Below are 25303 nucleotides of genomic sequence, written 5' to 3'. Positions count from 1 at the left end.
TTTTTTATTTCCTTTCCCTGAAGATAATTGTTATTGGCACTCCACTAAAATCAAATTGAGATCTGATTTGATTTTCTAGAAATCTCTTGTATGAGAAGTGTACAAATTCTGGGTTGTTTACAAATAAAACAAAAGTTGGAAGATATGCTTCAACTTGTGATGCATAGAATATTTTTAATCTCCCACCATTGTGGTTTGGTGCTGGATTTATTAATTGAGCTTTATTAAAAATCTCATTCAATAAACTAGTTCTAATTCTCTTTTTGATATTTTTTTGAACTAAATCTACAACTTCATATATTTTATTTACCCTTTTATTTTCTTTTGCCGATAAGAATAGAACTTTTGTGTAGTTTAAATACTTAAAGTAGGCTTTTATTTCTTCTTCTTTTCTTTTCATGGTATTTGTTTCTTTATTTGCAACCAAATCCCACTTATTACCAATAATTATTATAGGTTTATTTTCCTCAAATGCAACCCCACCAATATTTGTATCATGGTCAGCAACTTTTTCACTTGAATCAAGAACCAAAAGAACAATATCTGCTTTGTTTATACTTGTAATAGATCTTAAGTAACTATACTTTTCAAGGTTTTCGTAAATTTTACCTTTTTTTCTCATACCAGCAGTATCAATAATTGTATATTCATTACCGTTATACTTAACTTTGCTATCAACTGAATCAACAGTTGTTCCGGCAATGTCTGAAACTATCATTCTTTCTTCACCAACCATAGAATTAACTAAACTGGATTTCCCAACATTAGGTCTTCCTACAATCGCCAATTTTAATTCGCTATCGTCTAAATTATCTTCAAATTTCGGCATACTTTCCATTATTTTATCTAATAAATCACCAACACCAATTCCGTGTGTTGAAGAAATCATAAATGGCTCACCAAAACCTAAAGTCATAAAGGTAAATGATTCATCAAATTGTTCTTTTTTATCATATTTATTTACAGCTAAAATTACTGGTTTGTGTGTTTTGTATAATATTTTAGCAACAGCTTCATCTTCTTGGGTAATACCATCTTTATAATTTATTACAAAAACTATAACATCAGCTTCTTTTATAGCTATTTCAGCTTGCATCCTTATTTCTTTTGAAAAAGGACTATCTTGCAAAGTTATTCCACCAGTATCTACAACAATAAAAGGCATGGTAAGTCATTCTGCTCTACCATACATTCTATCTCTAGTTACTCCGGGTTTATCTTCTACAATAGCCTTTTTTTCTCTAATAATTCTGTTAAAAAGTGTAGATTTACCAACGTTAGGTCTTCCAACAACTGCCACTATACCTTTTCTTGCCATGATTCTACACCTCTTTTAATTGTTAAATTAATTAATTTCTTCTATTTTTTTTAACACAAGCTCTATTACTTGATTTATATCAAAGTTGCTTGTATCTAAATATCAAGCATCTGGAGCAATCTTAAGAGCTCCAACTTCTCTTTTTTTATCATAATCATCTCTTTGTTGAATTTGTCTTAAAATATCTTCATAAATATTAGGTTCAACATTTTTTCTTTTGTTTTGCTCAAACCTTCTTTTCGCTCTAGATTCAACAGAACAATCAAAATATATTTTTAATTCAGCTTCTGGAAGAACAACGGTTGTAATATCTCTTCCAATGACAATATTATTTTTGCTTTGTGCCATTTTTCTTTGCGATTCAACCATAAATGCTCTAACTTTATTGTTCTTTGCAACATATTTTATATTTTCAGCTACATCATAATCAAAAATGTTTTTTCCAAAATCAACACCGTTAACAATTATTGAACTTTCATTTATATATTTATAATCAAAATTTTGTATTTGTTCTTCTATCTTTTGGTCGATTAAAAAGTCAACATTGTTTTCTATACATAATTTTGTAAAAGCACGATAAATCACACCTGTATCAATAAAATTCATTTTCAATTTTTCAGCAACTTTAATCATTACAGAACTTTTACCAGATCCAGCAGTGCCATCTACTGCTATATTAATATTTTTCATGTCCATTACCTTTCTAAGCAACAAAGATAGGTATTATTATTGCTAAAGTCATTATTAATGCAACCACAATTAAAACCGGAATTGCTCATTTAAATCTATATTTTTTTTCATATAGTTTTCAGTTTTTTAAAACTCTATTTTGACCTTTTTCATTTTTTTCACTAACTTCTAAGATCATTTGTTGTGTACTTCTATTATCTTTGCTTCTAACTTGTTGAACAGTTGTCATAGAAATATCTTGGGGATTATTTTTTAAACCAGCTTGTTTTTCTTTCAATTTGTTAATGTTTTTTTGAAAGTTTTTTTCATTAGCAAGTAAACTATTATATAAATTATTATACTTTTCGCTTCTTAAGTTTAGTTCTTCTTCTTCAACTTCTACTGCAGGAGCCGAAACCACTTCGCTTTTACCTAACTTTTTAAGTTCTGAAATTTCTAGTTTCATTTCATACTTGATTTCTTCAGGAAATAAACTTGATGATTTATCCCTATCAAGATATGGTTTTTCAAACTCATGTTTAGCATCAAATAAAGCCAATTTTTCCTTAAAGAATTCAGGATCAATTTTTTTAAGTTTTTCAAAAGTTGCATGTATAAGAGACTTTTCGTCTTGAACATTCTTTTTATAAGCAATTTCTTTTCTCACCCTATCGTGAATTGACTTATTTCTTTCCATTCTTGTTAGGTTCATTTTTTTCACCCCATTAACCTATATATTATAAATTAAATATAGAAATAATTAAAATTATTGTTATTATATTAATGAAACGGAGATGATTTTTATGAAAAAAACTTGAATAGATAAACCAATGTGTATAGGGTGTATGGCATGTGTGCAAGTAGATGAAACTGGTACTCTTTTCATGGATGAAGATGGTTTTGCAGAAGCTAATGAAAATGATCTTGAATTGGTTGAAGCACAAATGGTGTGTCCTACTGGTGCTGTTAAAATAGGTGACGAATAAATAAAATAAAAAAAATTCTCGTAAGAGAATTTTTTATATCTAAATAAAAGTAATTTTTCTAATATTTCACTCATCCCAAAAACACTAGAGAATTTACTTTTAAAATTTAGATATCACGTTATTCTTTTGAACTTTTTTTCAACATCCCTGATTGATATATGTAAAATTACAATCTCTTGTAATTTCAATTTCATTATAGCATAGTAGATAAAAAAAGTTATAAAAAATGTAATTTTTTTTAGAATTTTTTTCCAATAATTTCCCAATGAAAAATGCCTTACGGCATTTTTTTAGTAATCTAATTCGTTTTTTTCTGCTCTTAACATTTCAAATACTTCTGATTCGTATTTTTTTGTTCCATTAATAACAGCAAGTAATGGAGATTCTCCTACTTTTGTTGGTAGTTGTAATGTATCACCAAAGTATTTAGCAATACCTTTTATTAATGCTGTTCCACCACATAAGACAACACCATTTCTGAAAATGTCTCCAGCCAATTCAGCTGGTGTAGCTTCAAGAACTTGAACTACCAATTCGATAATTCTTGATAATGGTACTTTTAAAACTTCTCTCATTTCTTCTGGAGTAATTTCGATCTCTCTTGGTAATCCAGAAACAACATCACGTCCGTAAACTTTCATTGATTTTTCATCTGCATGTTTTGCTAATGAACCGATGCTTATTTTAATAGTTTCAGCTGTTTTAATACCAATTTCCATTCCGTATTGTGCTCTAACAAATTTTAAGATTTCTTCATTTAAGTAATTTCCAGCTATTTTAATTGATTTTGAAAGAACTATATCACCTGATGATATAACAGCAACGTCAGTAGTTCCTCCACCCATGTCAACAACTAGGTTTCCTGTTGGAGCATTGATATTTACTCCCCCACCTAATGCAGCCATTTTTACTTCTTCTTCAATAAATACACTTGATGCACCTAGGTTAGTTGCAATTTTTTTAAGTGCTGATTTTTCTAATTCAGTAATAACTGATGGACATGCCAATAACATTACACATCCTCTTAAAGTTTTTTCTATTCTTAATTTTGCAAAGATATAGTTTAATTGTGCTTGAGTTGCTTTAATATCAGTAATAACTCCGTCAACCATTGGTCTAACGATTCTTAGGTTCTTATTACCTTTACCGATCATTTTATAAGCTTCCGCTCCAACTGCTACAATTTTATTTTCTTTAATTCTGTATGCTACGATTGAAGGTTCGTTATAAACGATTCCTTGACCTTCTACATAAACTAAAGTATAGGCTGTTCCTAAATCCATAGAAACATATATTGGTTTTTTTCCTGCCATATTTGATTCCTCGCCAATCTATTTAATGCTTATAAATAGATTTTAACAAATATTGATTAAAAAAATTAGATTAATTATTTTTACTTGTAATAGTGGTTGATTTTCTTAACTTGTGGTTCTACTAGTGCAAATAATGAATAAACTATTGAAAACCTAACTATTTCAATTGCTGAAATTATTCCAATAAAGATTCCCAAATGTTCAACAACCTCTTCCCATTCACCATGCTCATGTCCCTCATGTAATGGTGAAATATTATTTACAAAAAGTGAATGATCATAGTTATGTCCTGAATTTGATAATTCTAAATTTAAATACATCATCCCAAAAACTATAACTGTATACAATATAGACATTATTGGAACATATGCCACCATTGGTGTTCATCTTTTAAACTTGTCAACACTATTTATTGGGTGCTTGTGAATACTTGAGTTTCTAAAAGCAAAGTAATAAAAGAATCATATCACCCAAACAGAGACAAAATACCCAGCACAATCAATTACAACAGATATTGGGTTATGAAATCCATCTGCTAAATGTATAAACGGTGCAATAAAAGCAATCAAACTCGAAAATATCGGTCCTAAAGCCGAAAGTGATAATGTAATTACAATTAGATCTAAGATTCTAAAAGGTATTGAAACTCCTTGAAATTGAATCTTATCTAACACAAATTCCATTCACATTTCAAATGCAGAAATTGCTATTGCCAAAGCCAAAAAAACTCCTGATAGTGTAATTTTGAATGTTAAATTTCTTCTACTTGTAAATAAACTATTTTTTCAATGAAAATCCCCATCATCGATATCGTCATGGTTACCCAGAGAATCAAAGTGGTGTTCATCATGATAATGATCTTTTTTCTTTTCTGTTTCATCGTCATGATTTGGAATTTTGTGATTTTTTTCTTCCATATTTATTTCTCCTTCTTAATTCAAAATAATTATATACTAAATTATAAAAATTATAATTATAATTTATAATTTTTATAATTTAGACTTTTTCTTATTGCTAGTCTATAATTATTTTGTGAGCATTTTCGGGGCAAGGTTAAATTCCTTACCGATAGTGAAAGTCTATGAGCTCAAAAAGAGCATGATTCAGTGGAATTCTGAAACCGACGGTACAGTCCGGATGTGAGAAAATGCCTAGCAAATTTTTTTAAATTCTTAGAGATTTAATTTTTTGCTTTATAAAGCCCCTATTTAAATAGGGGTTTTTTTGAAAGGGTTTTTCGAATGGAAGAACAATACGGATTTTGATCACACAAATATGATTTTGCTGAGATAAATAAGTATAATTGACGTTTAGTTTTAAAAGATAGTTATAAATTGGATATAAAAAAAATAGCTTTTATTTCTTTATTATTAGCTTTTGAAATAGTTTTGACAATTATCAATAAATACACTTTTGGACTTTTACTAATAATGAATACATATACAATTGAAATGTCCTTTTTTGGAATTATGTTTGCATATATATCAACAAATCTTACATATGCATCTATTATTTGTATTGTATCTAATTCTATAAGAATAGTAGTTCCTGGTGGAAGTGACTGGGTTGGTGTTTTGGCAATGACACTAGCTGATATTACATTTTTAATTGTTTTTTCTATTACATTTTTCTTTTTAAAAAAATATTGATTATTAAAAGTTAAGAGCGAGAATAAAATTAAATACTATCTTGGAATAGTTATCATTTCAGGTATATTATCTATTTTTTTAACGGGAGTATTTACAATGTCATATAATGACATATTTGTATTTGATTTATATATACTAATTTATCCAGACTATGAAAAAATACTAAAAGAGAGTTGATTATTATTTTTATTGGTTGGTTTTGGTGTTACATTAATTAAATATATATTAAATTTAATTTTTTTGGCAGTATCTTTAAAGATACTTGTAAAACTAATTAATAAACATTTATTTTAGAAACTATTTATATAGTTTCTTTTTTTAATATAAAATTATTTTGTAGAGGAGATTTTATCAATGGAAAACAATACAATAAAAATGATAGTTGAAATACCAAAAGGTAGTTCAAACAAATATGAATATGATATTAATACTAATGAAATTAGTTTAGACAGAGTACTATATGGAGCAAATTTTTATCCAGGAGAATATGGTTTTGTACCAAATACTCTTGATTGAGATGGAGATCCATTAGATGTTATAAGTCTTGTAACTTACCCAACTCTTCCTGGAGTTGGAGTGAATGTAAGAATTTTAGGATCAATTAAAATGATTGATGCTGGAGAGATAGATACAAAATTATTTGGTGTTTTTGCAGATGACAGAAGATTTGACGCTTACAAAACATTAAGTGATGTGCCACAACATTTAAAAGACGAAATAGAAAACTTTTTCTTACAATACAAAGCATTACAAAAAAAAGAAGTTAAAATTAATGGTTGAGGAACAGCCGAAGAAGCTATGCACGAATTAAAAGAATGTACAGAAAGATACGCTGAATACAAAGAAAGATATTCTAAACCAGGTGGTAAAGAAGAAATAATGTCTGAATGAAAAGAAAAAGGCTTAGGTCAGGGATAATAAAAAAATTGAGTTAATCTCAATTTTTTTATTTTTAAAGCAATGTAAAAGGACCTACAAATTTCAAATTTGAAGTTTTTGCATTAAATTTGAATATTTTAAAATCAATTTTCCCAAACTCTTTTGAGTATATTCTAGCTGCAGATATATCTTTTTTATAACTTTCACATTCATTTTTTACAAATTGAATAATTTCCATTTCATATTTTTCTTCTAATCTCATTTTCAAATTATTTGAAGCAAATATAACTATAACAATAGCTAAAAAAGAAGTTACTGCTATTAATTCAAAGACAGGCTTTTCAAAAATGAAAATTAAAAACTTAGATCCAGTACTTTGTACTATTTCTTCTTTATTTAAAAAATAAAGAAGAAAAGAAATGACGATAGTTATGTAATAAACTAAGTGCAGCAATAAAGGAATTCACTTAATTATTAATTGAAATTTTTTTATCTCACTATCCTTTTGGAATAACTTTGTATTAAATCAAATACTTGCCAATATATAGTCGAGTTCATAACCAACACTTGGCATTATTCATTTAGGAATTGCTATGGTTTTATGTTTTTTGTTAAGCATTTGATTTACTCTCAAGTAGTTTTCATTTTCTCCATAACTTATATTCAACTCTTCTGCTCTTAAGTATGTTTTAAATTTAGCTATAATAGATTCTATTTTACCACTCGAGATGTTACTGTCTGCTGAATTTATTTCATGAACAACAACTCTATTTAAAACAAATGTATTATATAACCTTAAAGTTAATAATACTATTAACGATAAAACCAAAGCTATTAATAAAACTTTTGTTAATGAATCCACGCATTCACCTTCTCTTTTAATTATTATATTCTTTTATATTAATTATCTTTTGTATTTATCAAACAAAAATTTAATTTCTGGTTTTAAAACATTTACTTTTTCAATATCATAAACAGAATCAATATTTCTAACCATTCCATGAGAAGACATAAATGCATTCACATAGAATTTACCATCTTTATAATCAACGGGTTTTAAACTTCCACCAGCTGTTAAACCTGCTGCAAAAAATCTTGCACTTTTATCTGCTACCAAATCAAAATCATCTAATATAGAATCAAAATCTAAATTATACTTATCCAATCAGGCCTTTTCTTTATCTTTTCTTAATTTGGTTTCTTGTTCGTTGGGTCAAACTTCTTCATATCTTATTAATTTAGATTGCATTTTACATCCCGAAGATATTGCAAGAGAGGCCATTAAAGAGCCTTCAGGAGCCCCTCCAATACCATAAACAAAATCTGCATCTCCATTTACAACATCAATTGCTGCAAGAACATCACCATCTTGTATTAAGCGAACTATTATTCCCATTTCATTCATTTTCTCAATAACTTCTTTATGACGAGGTTTATCTAAAATGATGCATTTTAGATCTTTTCTATTAGCATGTTTTTGCATTTCTTCTATACAAGAAATAATACCTTTAGATAGATCTATTTGATCAATAAAATCTGTACTAACAAATAGTTTTTCCATGTACATTTCAGGCAGTTGTAACATTGTATTTTCTTTTGAAAAAGCAATAGTTGCAATGCTTCCTGCAAAGTTATAAGCGGCTGGATGTGTTCCTTCAACTGGATCAACACTTACATCATATGTCATAACACTTGGATCTTCCAAGTCTCCTAAAATTTGTCCAACAAATAACATTGGAGCTTGATCTAATTCACCCTCACCATTTACAACCTTTAGTTTAAAACCCTTTTCGTTTTTTAACATAACTTCAAAAGCTTCAACAGCAGCTTGATCAACCAAGTCTTTATCCTTTTTACCAATATATTTATATGAAGCAATTGCAGCCACTTCAACTGTTCTCAACAAAACAATATCTCTATTCATCTTAATACCTCTTACTCGTTAATTATAACAAATAAATACTTGCTTCTTTTAGTGTTTGCTATTGTTTATTTGAATATAAGTTTTATAATCATTTTAATGAATAAGGAGATGTATTTATGTCAAAAGTAAGAGCGCAAGATAATTTCTTTGATTATATGAACAAAGAATGAATTGATACTACAGAGTTACCAAGCGGTTATCCATCATGAGGTAGTTTTGAGATGTTACACAAGAAATCAATAGATGATATAAAAGAAATGATTTTGGAATTTAAAGAGAACATGAGTTCTTTGAATTCTGATCAAGAAAAAATAGTTAACCTATTTAGTAACTACTTAAATAAAGAAGAAAGAAATAAACAGGGAATTGAACCAATTAAACAATTGATTTCAAAAATTGATGGTTTAACTGATAAATCACAATTTACTAAATTTTTAATTGAATGTTTTAAAGAATTTAACGTTTCATATTTTCATTCAAAAGGAATTGATTCTGACTTTAAAGATAGTAATGTTAGAGCATTATCAATTGGTTCAATGGGATTGGGAATGTCAGATAGAGATTTCTATGAAGAAAGCCATCCAAGACACAAAGAAATAAAAGCAGCTTATAAAGTTTATTTGGAAGATATGTCAAAAACATCAAAAATAGAATTTAGCACAAACAATATATTTGATTTAGTTTATAACTTTGAAAAGGAAATTTCTCAAAGTATGTTGAAACAAGAGGAATTAAGAAGTCCTGAAAATATTTATAATGTTGTAACAGCAAAAGAGTTAAATGTGTATTGTCCTTTTATTGGATGAGATGAATACTTAAATGAAATAGGTTATTCAAAGGCTTCGGTTTGAATTTTAACAGAACCTAAATTTATGAGCAAATTAAATGTGATGCTTGAAAAAATAGAATTAGAAGATTTGAAAGACATTTTAAAATTAAAAACTCTAGTTGCCTATTCTTCAATATTAAGTTTAGATTTATATCAAATAAACTTTAATTACTCAAGTGTATTTAGCGGAGTTAAAGAAATGAGACCAGAAATAGATAGAGCTGTAGAATTTACAAATTCTAGACTTGGAGACCTATTAGGACAAGAATATATTAAAAAGCATTTTTCACAAGAAGCAAAAGAAGATGTTTTGGGAATGGTAAAAGATTTAATAAGAATTTATTCTAATAGAATTAAATCATTAGATTGAATGAGTGAAACAACAAAAGAAAAAGCTATTGATAAATTAAACTCATTTACAGTAAAAATTGGATACCCAGATAAATTTGAAGATTATTCAAAAATAGATATAAAAAGTTATGAACAAGGTGGAAATTTATATGAAAATATGAGAAACCTTTCAAAATACTTTATTAAAAAAGAATTGAAAGAGATAAACTTACCCGTAGATAAAACTAAGTGATATATGGATCCTCAGACAGTTAATGCTTATTATAACCCAACCTCTAACGAAATTTGTTTTCCAGCCGGGATACTTCAAAAACCATTTTATGATATCAATGAACCAAGAGCTAAAAACCTAGGAGGAATTGGTGCGGTAATTGGGCATGAAGTTAGTCATGGTTTTGATGATGAAGGAAGTAAATTTGATAAAAATGGTAACTTTGAAAACTGATGAACAGAGGACGATTATAAACAATATAGTTTAAGAACTGAAAGATTAGTTGAACAATACAATAATTATGAGGTTAACGGAACTAAAGTTAACGGTAAATTAACTTTAGGAGAAAATATCGGAGACTTGAGTGGGGTTGCAGCTGCATTAGATATCTGCAAAGAACAATGTCCGGAAGATATAAAATTATTTTTCGAAAACTATGCAACAGTTTGAATGAGAAAAGCAACAGTTGAATTAAAAAATACTAGATTACTAATTGATCCGCATTCACCAGAAGAGTTTAGATGTAATGGGGTTTTAATAAATATTGATGAATTCCATGAAACCTATGAAACAAAACCAGGTGATTTAATGTACTTGGAAAAAGAAAAAAGAATTAAAATATGATAATAAAAAAAGTACTTAATTAAGTACTTTTTTTATTCTTCTACGTTGTGATAAATATCTTGAACATCCTCTAGTTCATTTAATTTATCCATTAATTTATCAAATTTAGCTTTTTCCTCAGAATCAGAAATTATCATAGTTTCATCTGCCAACATAGTTGTTTCGGCCATTTTATATTCTTTTATACCAGAATTATCAAGAGCTGTTTTAACTGAGTTAAATGCTTGGAAAGGAGCATATACAACAGTTAGACCTTCCTCTTCGACAACATCATTTACTTCACAATCAGTTTCCATTAATAATTCTAAAACTTCTTCAACAGTTTTTCCTTCAAAAACAAATACACTTGATGATTGAAATGAATGTGAAACAGCTCCACTGTTTGCAAGTTTTCCACCATTTTTATTAAATGCATCCCTTATTTCTGCAATAGCTCTATTAACATTATTTGTAAGTGAGTCAACTATTATCATAGAATTTCCAGGACCATATCCTTCATATCTATTTGATGTATAGTTGTCAGCATCTCCACCCTCCGCTTTTTTAATAGCTCTTTGAATTACATCTGCAGGAACTTGTTTTGATTTTGCTTTATCAATTGCACTTCTTAATGCTAAGTTTGCTTCAGGATCTTTACTTCCAGCTTTTGCTGCCATATAAATTTCTTTTGAAGCTCTCCCATAAATCGCTGACTTCATTGCAGCAGTTTTTTCCATACTCGCTTTTCTTACTTCATGTGCTCTTCCCATAATAAAATCTCCTTATTGGTAAAATCTTTACTTTAAGATTTTACACCATTTTTAAATATGACAAAATAAAAAAATAAGCAAATGCTTATTTTTTTAAACTTGGATCTATTGAATAAAGTTTATTCATTATAACTTCCATTTTTTCTTCTAGATCATCAGTTTCAGCATCAACAACCAAGAAATCAAACATGTGTTTTCTTCTTTCGAAGAAATCGTCATATTTTTTGTTAAGAGTTTCTCAATATTGTTTTGGAGTATCTAACTCTTGATTTCTCCCTCTTTCTTTGATTCTTTCAATTGCTTTATCAGTTGAAACTTTTAAATAGATTACTACATCAAATTTTGCTCTATGAGCAAGATTTGGTATAACAACATGTTCATAAAAATCAGTATATGTTTTGTAATCTACATCATTCATTGTTTTTAATTCATGGTTAACAGCAACAAAGATAGGGTCTTCTAATATTGTTCTGTCAAAAATAACATTTTCTAAAGTTCTAGCTTCTATTAGTTGTTGACTTCTTGCAGTTAACATATAAATTTGCATTTTAAATACATTTGCCTGCATATCTTTATAGTAATCATCAAAATATGGATTATTATCAATTGGTTCTGGGAATATTTCATATCCCAATCTCTTTGAAATTTCTTCACTTACAGTAGATTTTCCTGCGCCCACTGTTCCAAAAATAGCTATTCTCATCTTTTATTTTCTCCCTTTAACTTTCAATGAATTATATATTCCATAAAATTGTTTAATTTCATGTGACTTTAGTTCTCTAAATTTACCTATAGGTAGTTCGTCAAGTGTTAAAAACTCAATTTGAGTTCTCTTAAGTTTTCTTAAATAAATATCTGCAGCAATAAGCATTTTTTTAACATGATGCTTTCTACCCTCAGCTATAGTTAATTCTATAACTGATTCATCAAATTCTTCATCATATTTTAAAATCCTTGCTTGAATTGCTTTTGTTTTATAATCATCATCAATTGTTACACCATCAACAAGTTGTTTTATTTGATATTTGTGTACTTTGCCTTTACACAATGCTTGATAAGTTTTTCTAAACTCATATTTTGGGTGCATTACAAAGTTTGCAAATTCTCCATCATTTGTCATTATAAGTGCACCCGAAACATCATAATCCAATCTCCCAACCGGATAGACTCTAAATTTTGAATCTTTAAAAAATTCAGCAACAGTTTTTCTATCTTTTGGGTCATGCATAGTTGTTAGTACTAATCTTGGTTTATTAAATAAGTAATAAACTTTTTCTTTAACTTCTTCTAAACCTCTATTGTTAATGTCAATTTTTACATTTGTATCAAACTTGGAACCAAGTTCTCTGACAACATCTCCATTGACTTTTACTCTTCCTTGAACAATAAGTTCTTCAGCTCTTCTTCTTGAACAGTATCCTCTTGAGGCTATAATCTTTTGTAATCTTTCTTCCATTATGAACCTCTATTGAAGATATCTTTTTCTTCTTCTATTGCCTCTTTTAATTTAGGTAAATCATCTAAACTATTAAGGTTAAAGTATTTAAGGAAATCTTCAGTTACTTTATAAAGCATTGGTTTACCAATTTCATCTGACTTACCTGCTTCTTCAATTAGATTTCTTAATTTCAATTTATAAAATATTGTTTCACAATTTACACCTCTAATGTCTTCAACATTAGATCTAGATATTGGACCTTTGTATGCAATTATAGATAATGTTTCAATACTTGCTGTTGATAACTTAGATTCTGTTTTAACATTTGCAAGTTTTGCATAAAACTCAGCATTTTCTTTTTTAGTGATCATTCTGTATTTATTTTTAGCAAATTTTTGAATACTCAAACCAGAAGAATCATCTTTGTTATACTTTTGGATTAAATCATCAATCAAAACTTCAATTTCATCTTCACTAACATCATTTAATATGAATTGCAAATCCTCTATTGTAGTTCCTTCATCACCATTAACAAATAGCAAACCTTCAGCAATTGCCATTTTCTTTTTATTATCCATAATTTACCTCCAAATTTGTTAACCTAAATATTTTACAATAACTTCTTCATTCTTTTGAGAAAGTGTGATAAATTTTTTAGCAGCTAGGTCTAAAACAGCCAAAAATGTTGCCACCATAACTCTTACTGAGAATTCTTTTATTTCAATAAGTTTTCCAAGTTCAATTTCATTAATTTTATTTTTGTTCAAGAAATCTTTTATTTCTTCTGCAATTTCTTCAGGAGAAACTTCAATAGAAGTTATTGTATTAACTTCCATTTTTTTAAACTTGTTCTTTTCTATTGCTCTTAAGAAAATATTTGAGAATTTATCGATATCAATATTATTTTCAGCCAACGGCAATTTATCGTCATCAATTTTTGCAATTTTAATAATACTTTTTGATTTACTAAAAGTTTTCAAAAAATCTTCTTGTTTATTTTTGAAAAAATCAGTAACTTCTTTGATCTTATGGTATTCCATTAATCTTCTAATCAATTCATCTCTTTCTTGTTCTTCATAATTAGAATCAACTTCTACCTCTTCTTTTGGTATTAAAAGTTTTGATTTAAGCTCTATTAAATATGCTGCCATAACAAGATATTCACTTGCTATTTCTATATCTAAAGATTCATATTCTTTAATATAGTTAATATATTGTGAAGACAACTCTAAAAGATTTATATCCATAATATTCATTTCTTTTTCTTTTATTAAGTGTAGCAATAGATCTAAGGGTCCATTAAAGTTATTTAATTGTATTTCATTTCATTTATTCATAATGTACCCTCCCCAATTTTTATTTTTCTCTTTTCAAGTGATCAAGTGTCTTTCTAACTTCTTTGTCAGATTTTAAATATTTATTTATCGCTAGCATTATTCTACCAATAATTATGAACAATAACTCTAAAGAAAAGCAAATATTATATTTAAATGTCGGATCTACAAAATCATGTTCTATAGAATTTCTAAGCCTTCTTATATAATGTCATGCTTTTGAATAGGTGATGGTTTCAATAATATCACTTAGTTTTTGATATTCACCAGCACTATTCGCTAAAAATGAAATATCTTTTAAGAAATCCGTTGCAAATTTAATACTTTCTCCACCATATGGAACAACTTCCTTTTTACAGTATTTCTCATTTAAATGTTTTGCAATATAAGTTAATTTATCAAAAATTGTATATAAGTATTTAAAACTTTCGTTTTGTTGATGAAACTCCACAGTATTAATTCCATAAAGAGTTTCATAGTCAGTTAAAGAATCAAACTCATAAGTCTTTTCTAAGAAGTATCTGAATGTACTTTTTATTTCAACAAAAATAACATGATCAAAAATTTCTTCCTCTATAAACATAGCTTTTTCAATAGCTCTTTTTGTATTTGATAAATAATCGTGTATGTTTTCTACTTTTAATTCAACATTAATAGGACTTTTGAAATGAATATCTAAATATCTACCGCTATTTTCACTATATTCTACTAATTTTTGGATAATTGCATCATTTTTAAAGAAAGTATCGTCAACATATTCTTGAATTACATCGGTGTACGCTTGAAACTCCTTTATTGTATTGTAGTTTTTTGAAGCAAGCATCTTATTTATATGAACAATATCTTTTAATGTTGTTTTTTCTGCCATAATGCTCACTCCTTACTATATTGATTATACATAAAAAATTTTTATACCTTGATTTTGAGTTGTAAAAACTCTTAATTAAAAGAAGTGTATAATATTTGAGGAAAGACAATCTTTTAAAGGTGAATTTAATGATAAATAGAATAAACACTAGAAAAGTGATGGTAAAAGATATTCAAATTGGTGGAAATAACCAAGTGGTAATACAATCTATGACAACTTCTAAAACACACAATGTTGAAGAAACTTTAAAACAAGTAAATTCTCTTTATAAAGAGGGTTGTCAAATAGTTCGAGTTGCCGTTTTGGGAATTGATGATGCAAACGCCTTAAAGGAAATTGTTGAAAAATCACCAGTTCCTATAGTTGCAGATATACACTTTAATTATAAATTTGCATTAATAGCAGCAGATGCTGGTTGTGCAAAGATTAGAATTAATCCAGGAAATATTGGAATTGAAGAAAATACAATTGCTGTTGTAGAAAAATGCAAAGAAAAAAACATACCAATAAGAATTGGTGTCAATTCAGGAAGTCTTCCAAAAAAAATGGTTGCAAAATATGGATGAACAGCAAAAGCTATGGTCGAATCTTTAAGAGAGCACATTGAAATTTTAGAAAAGTATGATTTTAAAAATATAATATATTCTTTAAAAGCAACAGACCCATTAATGGCTATAGAAGCTTATGAACTGGCAAGTGAAAACTGAGATTATCCAGCTCACCTTGGAATTACAGAAGCTGGTAGTTTATTAAATGGAGCTATAAAATCCAGTTTTGGATTAGGTTATTTATTACACAAAGGAATAGGAAGCACTATAAGAATAAGTTTAAGTGAAGATCCCGTTGAAGAAATTAAAGTTGCAAAGAGATTATTAAACTCAATGGGTTTATTTGAAAATATGGTTGAAGTTATTGCTTGCCCAACTTGTGGTAGATTAGAGTTTTCACTAAGAGAAGTTGTTAAAGAAGTTGAAGAATTTGTAGAAGAACTACAATTTCCTTTAAAGGTTGCTATCTTAGGTTGTGTTGTTAACGGTCCTGGAGAAGCTAGCCAGGCAGACATTGGAATTGCCGGAGGTAATAAAGGTGGAATAATTTTTAAAAAAGGTAAAATATTTAAGACCGTTGAACAAGATAGGCTGGTTCCAGAATTAAAAGATTTAATAATGGAATATTATGATGAATGAAAAAAAATGCAATAGCATCTTTTTTAAAACTTAATTTTATATAAAAATTCTTTTTGTTCCCCAATATTTAAACTTAAAATTTTATTTTTATCTTTTATTTCTCTTGAATTATTAGATATGACATCAGGAATTCCATTTCAATTTTCCACACAAATAAAGTCACAGTCATTACTCTCTCTTCAAATAACAAGATCCTTAAAATCTTTTGCCACAATATCAAACTGCACATTACCATTATTAACTTTAATTTTTCCTAAATTATACTCATCAGTCATATAAGATTTAGAATTATAAAAGTCTAAGCCATAAAAAGTAATCTCTTTTATTTTTATATCCTTTGCTAAATCAGAAACCAAACCCTCTTCAAATTTATCAGTAAAAAGATCTTCTTTTTCAAGTTTTAGCTTTGAGTTTTCATTAAATAAAAACCCTGGGTGATGACCCAAAGAAAAGTACATTACTTCATTTTCTAAATTTATTACTTTTATTGTGAATAAAAATTCATCTTCTAATAGTTTTAATTCTATTTCCAATTCAAATTTAAAAGGGTATAAATCATAAAACTCTTTTTCAGATTTATAATTTAAAACAATTCTTTCATTCTTTTTATCAACAATCTCTCATCTAGATATATCTTTAAAAAAACCATGTCTTTTGATTTTTAAATCCAAGCCATTATGAGTTAGGTTTTCTTTTAAATTTCCACAAACAGGAAATAATATTGGTCAGGTTTTTTTTCAAGCAGAGGTTTTTTGATATATTATTTCATTTCCAGATTTTTTTATACTATTTATTTCAAAAGGATTAATTGAAAATTCTACTTCAATATCATCATTAAATATTTTATTCATATTCATTCACACCCTCATCAATTGCAACCTCTACATTAATTTTAGTTTTAGTTTTAGCAATAACCCTTTTCTTAATTAATACTTTTAAATTCTGAGTTGCTACTCTATATTTTGCATAATCCGCCATTAATTTGTTACTCATGAAATAGAATATAATAATTGTTATTAAAATAATTACACACGCTATTGACATCATTATTGTTGAAACATTGTCAAATAAGTTTAAAGCACTTTTTAATTCATTCGATTCACGTTTTAAAATGTCATCTATATTAGTAAAATATTTAAATACCCCAGTTCTTGAACTTATCATTGCATTTTGTGTTATATCAACAATAAGATACGAAAATACCATTGCACTACCAAAATATCCGGTAACTGGGTTATTTTTTGCTCTATAGTTTCAAAATAAACAAACAGAAAATAATGAGTATATGACTTGATTAAAGCAAATGCCTGCAAATATATTTAAACAAATAAATACAAATGGGTTTTGTATAAACGCCATTGATGTGTATACTGCGAATAAAACAAAAAGATTTATAAAAATTAAATACTTTTGTTCAAATACTTTTCTAAGTAATTTATAACTAACTACAGATGCTATGATTGTTGGTAGCAAATATGCAAAATTATTAATTCTTAATCATAGTTCTATAGAATTTTTATTTAAATTAAATTCATTTAAATTTAAAGCTATATACATTTTGATTACTAAAGAATTATTCATTGCACTAGTCAAACAAAGTAAAAAACCTAGTAAGTATAAAACAAAAAATACTGTCTTATTTTTTTTCGGCAAACTTTCAAGTATCTCTGAATCAAAAACTTGTATCATATTCTTATTTTCCTTAGAAAATAAACTCAAAACAATACCAACTATAATCATGGTTACCATTAAAACAGTTAGAATAACATTTGCAGTAATACTGTTATTTGAAACAAAAGTATTTAAATTACTTAAATATATTCCAAAAACAGTTGAAAATGTCATAAAAACAAATGTAATTCAAACCGTTGGAAGAATATAAATTCTATAAAAACTTTGTTCATTTAAAAATAAGTAAAATAAAGTTGAGCTTGCCAATGAAAAAGAAAGCATTAATGTTGCAATAATCAATAATCATAAAGGTAAATTAGTAATACTTAAAATTATTGCTAAAATTATCATCATACAACTACTTATTTGTATCCATATTTTTCTATTTTTTAACAAACCTGTTGCTATTGTTGCAAGAGGTTTTAATATAACTAGAAATAATGATGTTGAAAAAATCGTCATTACTATAAAACTTGTAGATTGTAGCTCGTTTACTTGGTTTTTTAATTGATCGCCTATGTAACCAGCAGCAATTCAAAATAAAACTATTTGCGCAACTCACATATAAGAAGTCTTTTGCAGTTTTTCTTTTAAACACAAAAATATCATGGAAATAATACATGCTATAAATAGTATTGGAAATAATATTTTTAAATCTCAAAATTGCATTTTGCACCTCAACATATATTTTATTACAAATAAAAAATAAAAGGTCATTTAAATGACCTTTTAGTGTGAAATCTTACGAGTACTTTCATTTGTATTGTTTACAGATGGCGTTATTCTTTCTTGATTTAATTTTTTAATATCCTTTTTCATTTTTTTAATTTCGTTATGAACTTTTATCAAGTAAACACTTGATTCATTATTATATTCTTGAATTGAATCTATAATTTCTACTCTATTTTCTAGTTGAAAATTATAGAATGCAATTTTTTTATACTGTTTATCACTTATTGAAACTAAATAACAAACTGTGTAAACAATAAATATAAGACCCATCAATAAAGAAGATCCAATAATAGCAATATCTACAATTTTAGTTAAACTAAATGCAAAAATTGATGCTAATGTAATTTCTTCTTCATTAACTCACATGATAGCCGCTTTTGCAAACATACCAATTAAAGGTGTAATTAGCATAAACACCAATAAAGTGATCAATCATCCACTCATAACTCTAAATTTTTTGTAAATTCTTGAGTTTTTCAATGCATCATGATTAAATCCACCACTTACACCAAATAAAGTATTTGTATTTTCACTATTTTTACTTAATTCATCATTCAAATTGTCTTGAATTTTTTGTTGCCTATTAAAGTTTTCAAAAAGCCTTTTTGTATTCAAAGGACCTGTTTCCAAAGTGTCAAAGTGCTTTTCATCTAAAGTTCCTGTTATGTCTTTTTGAGGTTTTTGTAAAGTAACTTCTTTTTCAACATATTCCTTATCTAAAGTTTCAGTAAAGTCTTCTTGAAGATTTTCATTAACAAGAACATTCTTTTCTTCAAACATTCTCTTTTCCACAACATTTGCATTAATTTGATTAAATAAATCTGAAGCAGTAGTTTTTTCAACTCTTACAATATCTTCATTTTCTTCACCCATTTTAATAAACACTTCATTAGTTTTTGATTCATCAAAATTACTTTTTTCCTCTTGAACAAACTGAGTTTGAACCTTCTGTTCATTTTGAACTCTTGTTGGAATAAACTCAGTTGTTTGAGTAGGTATTTCTCCAATCAATTGCAAATCACTAAAAGTTTCGCTTATTGGAGGAATGTTTTCAAAAGAAGCTGCTCTTCTTGGTGTTAGATGAACTTTAGTTTCAGGAATTTGGAAATTTTGAACCAATCCTTTTGTATTTTCATTTTCAACCTTATCAAATGGTTCAAGGTCTAATTGAAGTTCAAGATCATCATTATTTTTGTATTCATCTAAGATTATGTCATCTAAAGTAAAAGTATTTTCTCCAGATAAATCAAATAAACTTAAATCTTCAGATTCTGTTGCCCCAACACCTGAAAATAAAGACTCTATATAACTTGTATCAGTAACTTGATTTTCAAATTCTTCAATTTGTCTATCTTCTTTTTTTCTTAATTCAATTTGAGAAACTTTGCTAGAATCAACTGTTAAAATTTCTTGGTTAATCAAGTTTTTAATTTTTAAAAACTTGATTATTCCCTCAGTTACTTCTTTTTCTATAATTTCTACTATTACATAATTTTGTTGATTGTATGAAACAACCATCCCCATATTAAAGCCCATAAAGTTATACCTCTCTAATATTTAGTATATATATAAAAAAATCTTTTACAACTTTAAGAGTTTTATTTTAAAAACTAAAACAAAAAAACTAGCATAGCTAGTTTTGATTAAATTTTCATTAAATCATTTTCTTTTTCTTTTGATAATCGATCTAACATTTCAACATATTTATCTGTTAATTTTTGTACTTGGTTTTCTAAGTCCTTTTTAACATCTTCAGGAGTTGCTGCGTCTTTTTTTATTTTATCATTAGCATCCCTTCTTGCATTTCTAACTCTAACTTTGAACCCCTCAAGTTCTTTTAATATTTTTTTAACTAAATCTTTTCTAATCTCTTCTGTTAAAGCGGGTATATTAATTCTTACCAAATCAGCTTCAGCTAATGGGTTTAATCCCAAATCAGCTTTATTTATTCCAGCAATAATAGCTCCAATTTGACTTCTATCATATGGTTTAATAACCAATTGCTGTGGTTCAGGTGATGAAATTTGTGATGTTTGATTAATCGGTGTTAGTGTGCCATAGAAATCTACCATAACACTGTTCAACATATTAGCATTTGCTCTACCCGTTCTAACTTTTGCTAAATAATCTTTGAAACTATCAATAGTTTCTTCCATACTTAATTCTGTCATTTCAATAATTTCGTGTGCCATTTTTATTTTTCCTCTCTTAATTTTTTAATCAATCACAGTACATTCTAAGTCACCGTGAGCTATTTTGATTATGTTGTCTTGACCATTCATGTCAAATACAACTATTTTTAATTTACCATCTCTTGAAAGAGCAGCTGCTGTTGAATCCATAACTTGCAGATTTCCCGCAACTAGATCGTTATGAGTTAAACTTTCTAAGAATTTTGCTTCAGAATTTGTATTTGGATCTGAATCATAAACTCCTTTTGTTCCGTTTTTTGCCATTAATAAAGCGTCAGCTTTAATTTCAATAGCTCTTATACTTGCTCCTGTATCTGTTGTAAAGTAACTATATCCAGTTCCTCCAGCAAATATTGTTACATAACCTTCATCAAGTTTTTCTCTTGCATTTCTATAATTATATGAACTTGTAACTGTTTTGATTTCTAAAGATGAATACACTTTAACTTTATCAAATCCCAATTTTCTTAATGTTGCTTCAAATGCTAATGCATTCATAATTGTTGCAAGCATTCCCATGTAATCAGCTTCAATTCTGAATAATTCCAGAGTATCTGCCAACTTACCTCTTCAAATATTACCTCCACCAATAACAATTCCAATTTGTAATCCTTGCTCTGTTAATTCAATAACTTGCTTTGCAACTTCATCTAATTTATCTTTATCATAAATATCTCCGCTACCCTTAAGTGCTTCACCTGATATTTTCAATAAAACTCTTTTATATTTTAATGCCATATCTACCTCGCTAGATTGATTATAACAAAAACCCATATTTTTTGGAAAGATATGGGTAAATTATTTTATTCTGTTGGTATTTCTTTATTTATGAAGTATCTTTCTTTAATAACTCAAAGCGATTCACAAGTTAAAGGTATACATATCATCAACATAGCATAATCAAAAATTGTATTTACTGAGTTATATATAAATGAATAACCAACTGTATTTGATCACTCAAATTGTGGTCATTGTTCATGTTTGTTTGGATTCAATCAAAAAATAACACCTGAAGTTACTCTTGAAAAGTAAATTATTATCATAGGTATTGTTATAAATGAAAACCAAATGGCCATTTTAATAAATCAGTTTTTAGCTTTTATATTAGGGGCAAAAAATGATGAAATAAATATGCAAAATGCTGTTAATCAATAATCGAAAAAGAACTGTCAAAAAGAGAAAAATACTCCAGGAAGAAGAATAGTGAGACTCGCTGCCATAAAACAAAGTATAAAACTTGAAGTTTTAGTTAGAATAAAGGCACCAAAAAATAATGGTATATATTTAAACGTTAATTCAATATAAAAGAATTGTGTTGTTGGTATAAAAGTTGTGACATATGAAATTACAAAGTATAAACATAGTAAAATTGAGATTGCAGTTAAATCAAATATTGTTAATTTTTGAATTTTTTTAATTTTAAATCTAATTTCACTTTCTTTAATGGTTGCTACAAGCATTTCTATATTAATTGTAAGAATTGATAAAGAAATCATTATTTTATTATTCTTTATGCCGCCATAGACATAATTTATTAGAAGAGATATATTCATAGTCAAAAATATTAAATATACCAAAACAAAACAGATACTTATTGTAATTATCTTACTTAGAACTAATTCACCATTAATTTTAATGGCATTAGAAACAGCTATTATAGAACAAATTGTTAAAGTTAAAAATAGTATTAATCTTAAAATTGTTAATGTTATTGTAATTTTAAATAATTTATTTTTCATGAAATCCTCCATGAAAAAAGCAGAACTGTCTTTAAAGGACTTCCTACGCTAGTATTAACTAGATCAGGTTCTAAGAGTATTTCTCAAGTTTGAATTTCAAACTACCTCTGCCTTTTTCAATATAATTTTATATTTAAATAAAAGAAAAACACATTTAAAATGTGTTTTAAAAATTATTTATCTTCATTTTCTTGTTTTTCTTTTTTAGCTTCTTGTTTTTTATCTTCAGGTTTAGAAACATTCAAAGCTGTCGCTCTAATTTTTGCAACTTCTTCTTTAAAGTAGTTTATTTCATTACCATTTTCAACTTTAAAACCAGTTGCTGATGCATTTTCTAAAAAATACATACCAATTGTTGTGGTTTTACTAAATTTAAGCTTTTTAAGTGTTCTTTTACCCTCTAAATAGTTTATATAAACAGCACTTTTTGATTCATCTTCAATAATTTTTGTTATTTTTGATAACTTTATGTTTTCCCCTAAAGTTACTAATTTTCCTTCTTCTTTATCAATATAAAATCATATTTGATTTGAAAAGAAAATAACCATTGAGAATCATGCTGCAGATAATACTACAGATAATACAATGAATACTATCATCATTGTCAATGCTAATTCTTCATTTGCAGGTATTTCAATTATGAAACCCAAATAAAATAGTAATGACAATATTGCAGTAATTATTGATGTAATTTGCAATGTCAACATAGTTGCTAAAACTGGTGTATTTACAAATTTAATTTCTGACTTATTTTTCTTAAATTTAATTGTCAGATATCAAGCAGATATAGAAGCAAGAGGTATCACCAATAATAATATTATTGATAACAACATCAAGTTATTATTGCTCAATGAAGCTAATGTTAAATTCATAATTAATTACCTGCCAATTGTGCTGCAACTTCTGCTGCAAAATCTGTAGTAACTTTTTCAATACCTTCTCCAACTTCAAATCTAAACATCTTAGTTAAAGTAGCGCCTTTTGATTCAATGAATTTACCAACAGTTTGTTTTTCGTCCATAACAAACCCTTGTGCTAATAAAGTAACTTCAGCAAGTTTTTTGTTTAACTTACCTTTTAAAATACCTTCAGCAACATTTTCAGGTTTACCTGTTAGGTCTGTTGTTTCTTTGATAATGTGCATTTCATTATCTTTAAATTCTTGAGGAACATCTGATTCTGTCAAGTATTTTGGAGCCATAGCTGCCACGTGCATACAAACATTGTATGCATCTTCGTCATTAATGTTTCCTTCGAATCCTAATAATACTGAAATTCTTTTGTTTGCGTGGTTATAAATTGATACTTTTCCACCTTCAACTGCAGCAATTCTTCTTAACTCAATTTTTTCTCCAATTGTTGCTGTTGCTTCAACACAAGCTTCTTTGATAGTTTGTCCTGAAGATAATTTAACTTCCAATGCTTCTTCTAAAGTTAAAGCGCTTGATTCCAATAAAGCATTTCCTATGTTTTCAATCAATGACATAAATTTATCATTTTTTGAAACAAAGTCAGTTTCTGAGTTAACTTCAAAAACAATCGCTCTTTTATCGTTAGCTTTAGCAAATGAAACTCCTTCAGCTGCTACTCTGTCAGCTTTTTTAGCTGCTTTTGCTAAACCATTTTCTCTTAATCAAACTACTGCTTCTTCGATGTTTCCGTCTGTAGCTTCTAGAGCTTTTTTACAGTCCATCATTCCAGCAGAAGTCATTTCTCTTAATTCTTTAATTAATTGTGGTGTAACTGCCATTTTGATCTCTCCTATTTTGTTTCTTCTTTTTTAACTGCAGGTTTTTTGTATGCTGGTTTTTCACCGTGTGAATCATTGTTTCTTGGTGTGTAATTTCTTCTTTCACCATTGTATTCTCTGTCTTCTTTTTTCTGTGCAACAACTTTTAAATTACTTGGTTGCATTTTGATTCCAGCAGCATCAGCATAAACATCAACTATAAAGTTAGTGATAATATTTACTGATTCTTGAATGTCATCGTTTGCAGGGATTACAAAGTCTACCATATCTGGATCAACATTTGTATCACAAATAGCGATAACTGGAATTCTTAATTTTCTTGCTTCTTTAACTGCGATTTCATCAGTTTTTGGATCAACTACGAACATTGCTGCAGGTAATTTATGCATTTGTTTAATTCCACCTAAAGTTTTTTCTAATTTAGCTTTTTCTTTTTTAATTAGAATTTGCTCTTTTTTAGGTCTTAAATTAATTTTTCCAGTTTTTTCTTCATTTTCAATATCTCATAGAGCTTTAATTCTTAATGAAATAGTTTTCATATTTGTTAAAGTTCCACCTAATCATCTTGAGTTTACAAAGAAGTTTCCACTTCTTAATGCAGCTTCTTTAACTGCATTTTTAGCACTTCTTTTTGTTCCTACAAAAATAATTTTTTCTTTTTTTTGTCCAATTGTAGTAACATATTTTTTAACATCCTCTAATCTTCAGATAGTTTGTTGTAAATCAATGATGTGATTTTTGTTTTTTGCACCATAAATATATGGTTTCATTTTTGGATTTCAACGTTTAGTTTGGTGTCCAAATTGAGCTCCAGCATCTCATAACTGTTCTCTTGTTAAATCTTTTGCCATGTTTAAGGCTCCTTTCAAGTTTGATTCGTTAGTCTTCCA

27 protein-coding genes and 2 riboswitches are annotated in these 25303 nt (G+C 27.5%); of the genes, 5 read left to right on the top strand and 22 right to left on the bottom strand.

Annotated elements, in window-relative coordinates:
* Positions 1–4: 4 nt before the first annotated feature.
* The 3 genes from der to SMONO_RS01300 are packed head-to-tail and all read right to left on the bottom strand — an operon-like array spanning position 5 to position 2699.
* Positions 5–1318 (bottom strand): ribosome biogenesis GTPase Der, encoded by a 1314-nt coding sequence (gene der, locus SMONO_RS01310; RefSeq protein ID WP_101780550.1) that lies wholly within the window; start codon positions 1316–1318, stop codon positions 5–7.
* Between the two features lie 27 nt (positions 1319–1345).
* The gene (gene cmk / locus SMONO_RS01305) at positions 1346–2008 is read right to left on the bottom strand and encodes a (d)CMP kinase (RefSeq protein WP_158637883.1); all 663 of its coding nucleotides are present in this window, start codon (positions 2006–2008) and stop codon (positions 1346–1348) included.
* A gap of 13 nt (positions 2009–2021) precedes the next feature.
* On the bottom strand, positions 2022–2699 hold the full coding sequence (locus SMONO_RS01300; protein ID WP_101780547.1) for a hypothetical protein: 678 nt from the start codon (positions 2697–2699) through the stop codon (positions 2022–2024).
* A 91-nt stretch (positions 2700–2790) separates the two neighbouring features.
* On the opposite strand from SMONO_RS01300, the gene SMONO_RS01295 reads away from it, so the two are divergent.
* Positions 2791–2973 carry a ferredoxin gene (locus SMONO_RS01295; protein WP_101780545.1) on the top strand — a complete coding sequence of 61 codons (183 nt, stop codon included), beginning with the start codon at positions 2791–2793 and terminating at the stop codon, positions 2971–2973.
* Between the two features lie 290 nt (positions 2974–3263).
* Here the strand turns inward: SMONO_RS01295 and mreB are convergent, their stop codons facing one another.
* Both mreB and SMONO_RS01285 read right to left on the bottom strand, forming a co-directional pair.
* Complete coding sequence (gene mreB / locus SMONO_RS01290) at positions 3264–4286, bottom strand: rod shape-determining protein (protein WP_101780543.1); 1023 nt, start codon at positions 4284–4286, stop codon at positions 3264–3266.
* An 80-nt stretch (positions 4287–4366) separates the two neighbouring features.
* The gene (locus SMONO_RS01285) at positions 4367–5203 is read right to left on the bottom strand and encodes an ECF transporter S component (protein ID WP_101780541.1); all 837 of its coding nucleotides are present in this window, start codon (positions 5201–5203) and stop codon (positions 4367–4369) included.
* Positions 5204–5320: 117 nt separating this feature from the next.
* Positions 5321–5439: riboswitch (FMN riboswitch) on the top strand.
* 88 nt (positions 5440–5527) lie between these two features.
* Between SMONO_RS01285 and SMONO_RS01280 the strand changes: the two genes are divergently transcribed.
* The gene (locus SMONO_RS01280; protein ID WP_101780540.1) at positions 5528–6229 is read left to right on the top strand and encodes an ECF transporter S component; all 702 of its coding nucleotides are present in this window, start codon (positions 5528–5530) and stop codon (positions 6227–6229) included.
* A gap of 60 nt (positions 6230–6289) precedes the next feature.
* On the top strand, positions 6290–6853 hold the full coding sequence (locus tag SMONO_RS01275; RefSeq protein WP_101780538.1) for an inorganic diphosphatase: 564 nt from the start codon (positions 6290–6292) through the stop codon (positions 6851–6853).
* Positions 6854–6887: 34 nt separating this feature from the next.
* On the opposite strand, the gene SMONO_RS01270 is transcribed toward SMONO_RS01275, so the two are convergent.
* Positions 6888–7676, bottom strand: a complete 789-nt coding sequence (locus tag SMONO_RS01270; RefSeq protein ID WP_101780537.1) for a hypothetical protein — start codon at positions 7674–7676, stop codon at positions 6888–6890.
* 42 nt (positions 7677–7718) lie between these two features.
* The gene (locus SMONO_RS01265) at positions 7719–8738 is read right to left on the bottom strand and encodes a fructose-bisphosphatase class II family protein (RefSeq protein ID WP_101780536.1); all 1020 of its coding nucleotides are present in this window, start codon (positions 8736–8738) and stop codon (positions 7719–7721) included.
* 116 nt (positions 8739–8854) lie between these two features.
* On the opposite strand from SMONO_RS01265, the gene SMONO_RS01260 reads away from it, so the two are divergent.
* Positions 8855–10756 (top strand): M13 family metallopeptidase, encoded by a 1902-nt coding sequence (locus SMONO_RS01260; RefSeq protein WP_101780535.1) that lies wholly within the window; start codon positions 8855–8857, stop codon positions 10754–10756.
* A gap of 29 nt (positions 10757–10785) precedes the next feature.
* On the opposite strand, the gene SMONO_RS01255 is transcribed toward SMONO_RS01260, so the two are convergent.
* The 6 genes from SMONO_RS01255 to SMONO_RS01230 all read right to left on the bottom strand — a co-directional run bounded on the left by SMONO_RS01255 (position 10786) and on the right by SMONO_RS01230 (position 15142).
* Complete coding sequence (locus tag SMONO_RS01255; RefSeq protein ID WP_101780534.1) at positions 10786–11502, bottom strand: YebC/PmpR family DNA-binding transcriptional regulator; 717 nt, start codon at positions 11500–11502, stop codon at positions 10786–10788.
* An 85-nt stretch (positions 11503–11587) separates the two neighbouring features.
* Positions 11588–12205: a deoxynucleoside kinase gene (locus tag SMONO_RS01250; protein ID WP_101780533.1), complete on the bottom strand. Its 618-nt coding sequence runs from the start codon at positions 12203–12205 to the stop codon at positions 11588–11590.
* A 3-nt stretch (positions 12206–12208) separates the two neighbouring features.
* Positions 12209–12958, bottom strand: coding sequence for a pseudouridine synthase (locus SMONO_RS01245; protein WP_101780532.1), 750 nt, complete (start codon positions 12956–12958; stop codon positions 12209–12211).
* Positions 12958–13518, bottom strand: coding sequence for an SMC-Scp complex subunit ScpB (gene scpB / locus SMONO_RS01240; RefSeq protein ID WP_101780531.1), 561 nt, complete (start codon positions 13516–13518; stop codon positions 12958–12960). The genes SMONO_RS01245 and scpB overlap by 1 nt, the downstream gene beginning before the upstream one ends.
* Before the next feature lie 18 nt (positions 13519–13536).
* On the bottom strand, positions 13537–14277 hold the full coding sequence (locus SMONO_RS01235) for a segregation and condensation protein A (RefSeq protein ID WP_101780530.1): 741 nt from the start codon (positions 14275–14277) through the stop codon (positions 13537–13539).
* A 19-nt stretch (positions 14278–14296) separates the two neighbouring features.
* A complete protein-coding gene (locus SMONO_RS01230; protein ID WP_101780529.1) occupies positions 14297–15142 on the bottom strand; it encodes a hypothetical protein in 846 nt (281 codons plus the stop codon).
* Between the two features lie 128 nt (positions 15143–15270).
* Between SMONO_RS01230 and ispG the strand changes: the two genes are divergently transcribed.
* Entirely contained in the window at positions 15271–16344 is a 1074-nt protein-coding gene (ispG, locus tag SMONO_RS01225) for a flavodoxin-dependent (E)-4-hydroxy-3-methylbut-2-enyl-diphosphate synthase (RefSeq protein ID WP_101780528.1), read from the top strand.
* Positions 16345–16352: 8 nt separating this feature from the next.
* Here the strand turns inward: ispG and SMONO_RS01220 are convergent, their stop codons facing one another.
* The 9 genes from SMONO_RS01220 to rpsB form a co-directional block, all read right to left on the bottom strand.
* A complete protein-coding gene (locus tag SMONO_RS01220) occupies positions 16353–17180 on the bottom strand; it encodes an aldose epimerase family protein (RefSeq protein WP_101780527.1) in 828 nt (275 codons plus the stop codon).
* A complete protein-coding gene (locus tag SMONO_RS01215; protein ID WP_158637882.1) occupies positions 17173–18564 on the bottom strand; it encodes a hypothetical protein in 1392 nt (463 codons plus the stop codon). Before SMONO_RS01215 ends, SMONO_RS01220 begins: the two co-directional genes overlap by 8 nt.
* 165 nt (positions 18565–18729) lie before the next feature.
* Positions 18730–20268: a hypothetical protein gene (locus tag SMONO_RS01210; RefSeq protein ID WP_101780525.1), complete on the bottom strand. Its 1539-nt coding sequence runs from the start codon at positions 20266–20268 to the stop codon at positions 18730–18732.
* A gap of 107 nt (positions 20269–20375) precedes the next feature.
* Positions 20376–20924, bottom strand: a complete 549-nt coding sequence (gene frr / locus SMONO_RS01205) for a ribosome recycling factor (protein WP_101780524.1) — start codon at positions 20922–20924, stop codon at positions 20376–20378.
* Between the two features lie 24 nt (positions 20925–20948).
* Positions 20949–21662: a UMP kinase gene (pyrH, locus tag SMONO_RS01200; protein WP_101780523.1), complete on the bottom strand. Its 714-nt coding sequence runs from the start codon at positions 21660–21662 to the stop codon at positions 20949–20951.
* Positions 21663–21727: 65 nt separating this feature from the next.
* Positions 21728–22663, bottom strand: coding sequence for an energy-coupled thiamine transporter ThiT (locus SMONO_RS01195; protein WP_101780522.1), 936 nt, complete (start codon positions 22661–22663; stop codon positions 21728–21730).
* 22 nt (positions 22664–22685) lie between these two features.
* Positions 22686–22782, bottom strand: a riboswitch (TPP riboswitch).
* 54 nt (positions 22783–22836) lie between these two features.
* Complete coding sequence (locus SMONO_RS01190) at positions 22837–23535, bottom strand: hypothetical protein (protein ID WP_101780521.1); 699 nt, start codon at positions 23533–23535, stop codon at positions 22837–22839.
* A gap of 2 nt (positions 23536–23537) precedes the next feature.
* The gene (gene tsf, locus SMONO_RS01185) at positions 23538–24413 is read right to left on the bottom strand and encodes a translation elongation factor Ts (protein WP_101780520.1); all 876 of its coding nucleotides are present in this window, start codon (positions 24411–24413) and stop codon (positions 23538–23540) included.
* A gap of 11 nt (positions 24414–24424) precedes the next feature.
* Positions 24425–25264 carry a 30S ribosomal protein S2 gene (gene rpsB / locus SMONO_RS01180; RefSeq protein ID WP_101780519.1) on the bottom strand — a complete coding sequence of 280 codons (840 nt, stop codon included), beginning with the start codon at positions 25262–25264 and terminating at the stop codon, positions 24425–24427.
* Between the last annotated feature and the right edge of the window lie 39 nt (positions 25265–25303).

The sequence above is a fragment of the Spiroplasma monobiae MQ-1 genome (genome assembly GCF_002865545.1).
GTDB lineage: Bacteria > Bacillota_I > Bacilli_A > Mycoplasmatales > Mycoplasmataceae > Spiroplasma_A > Spiroplasma_A monobiae.
This window is presented reverse-complemented; position numbering and strand designations above follow the sequence as displayed.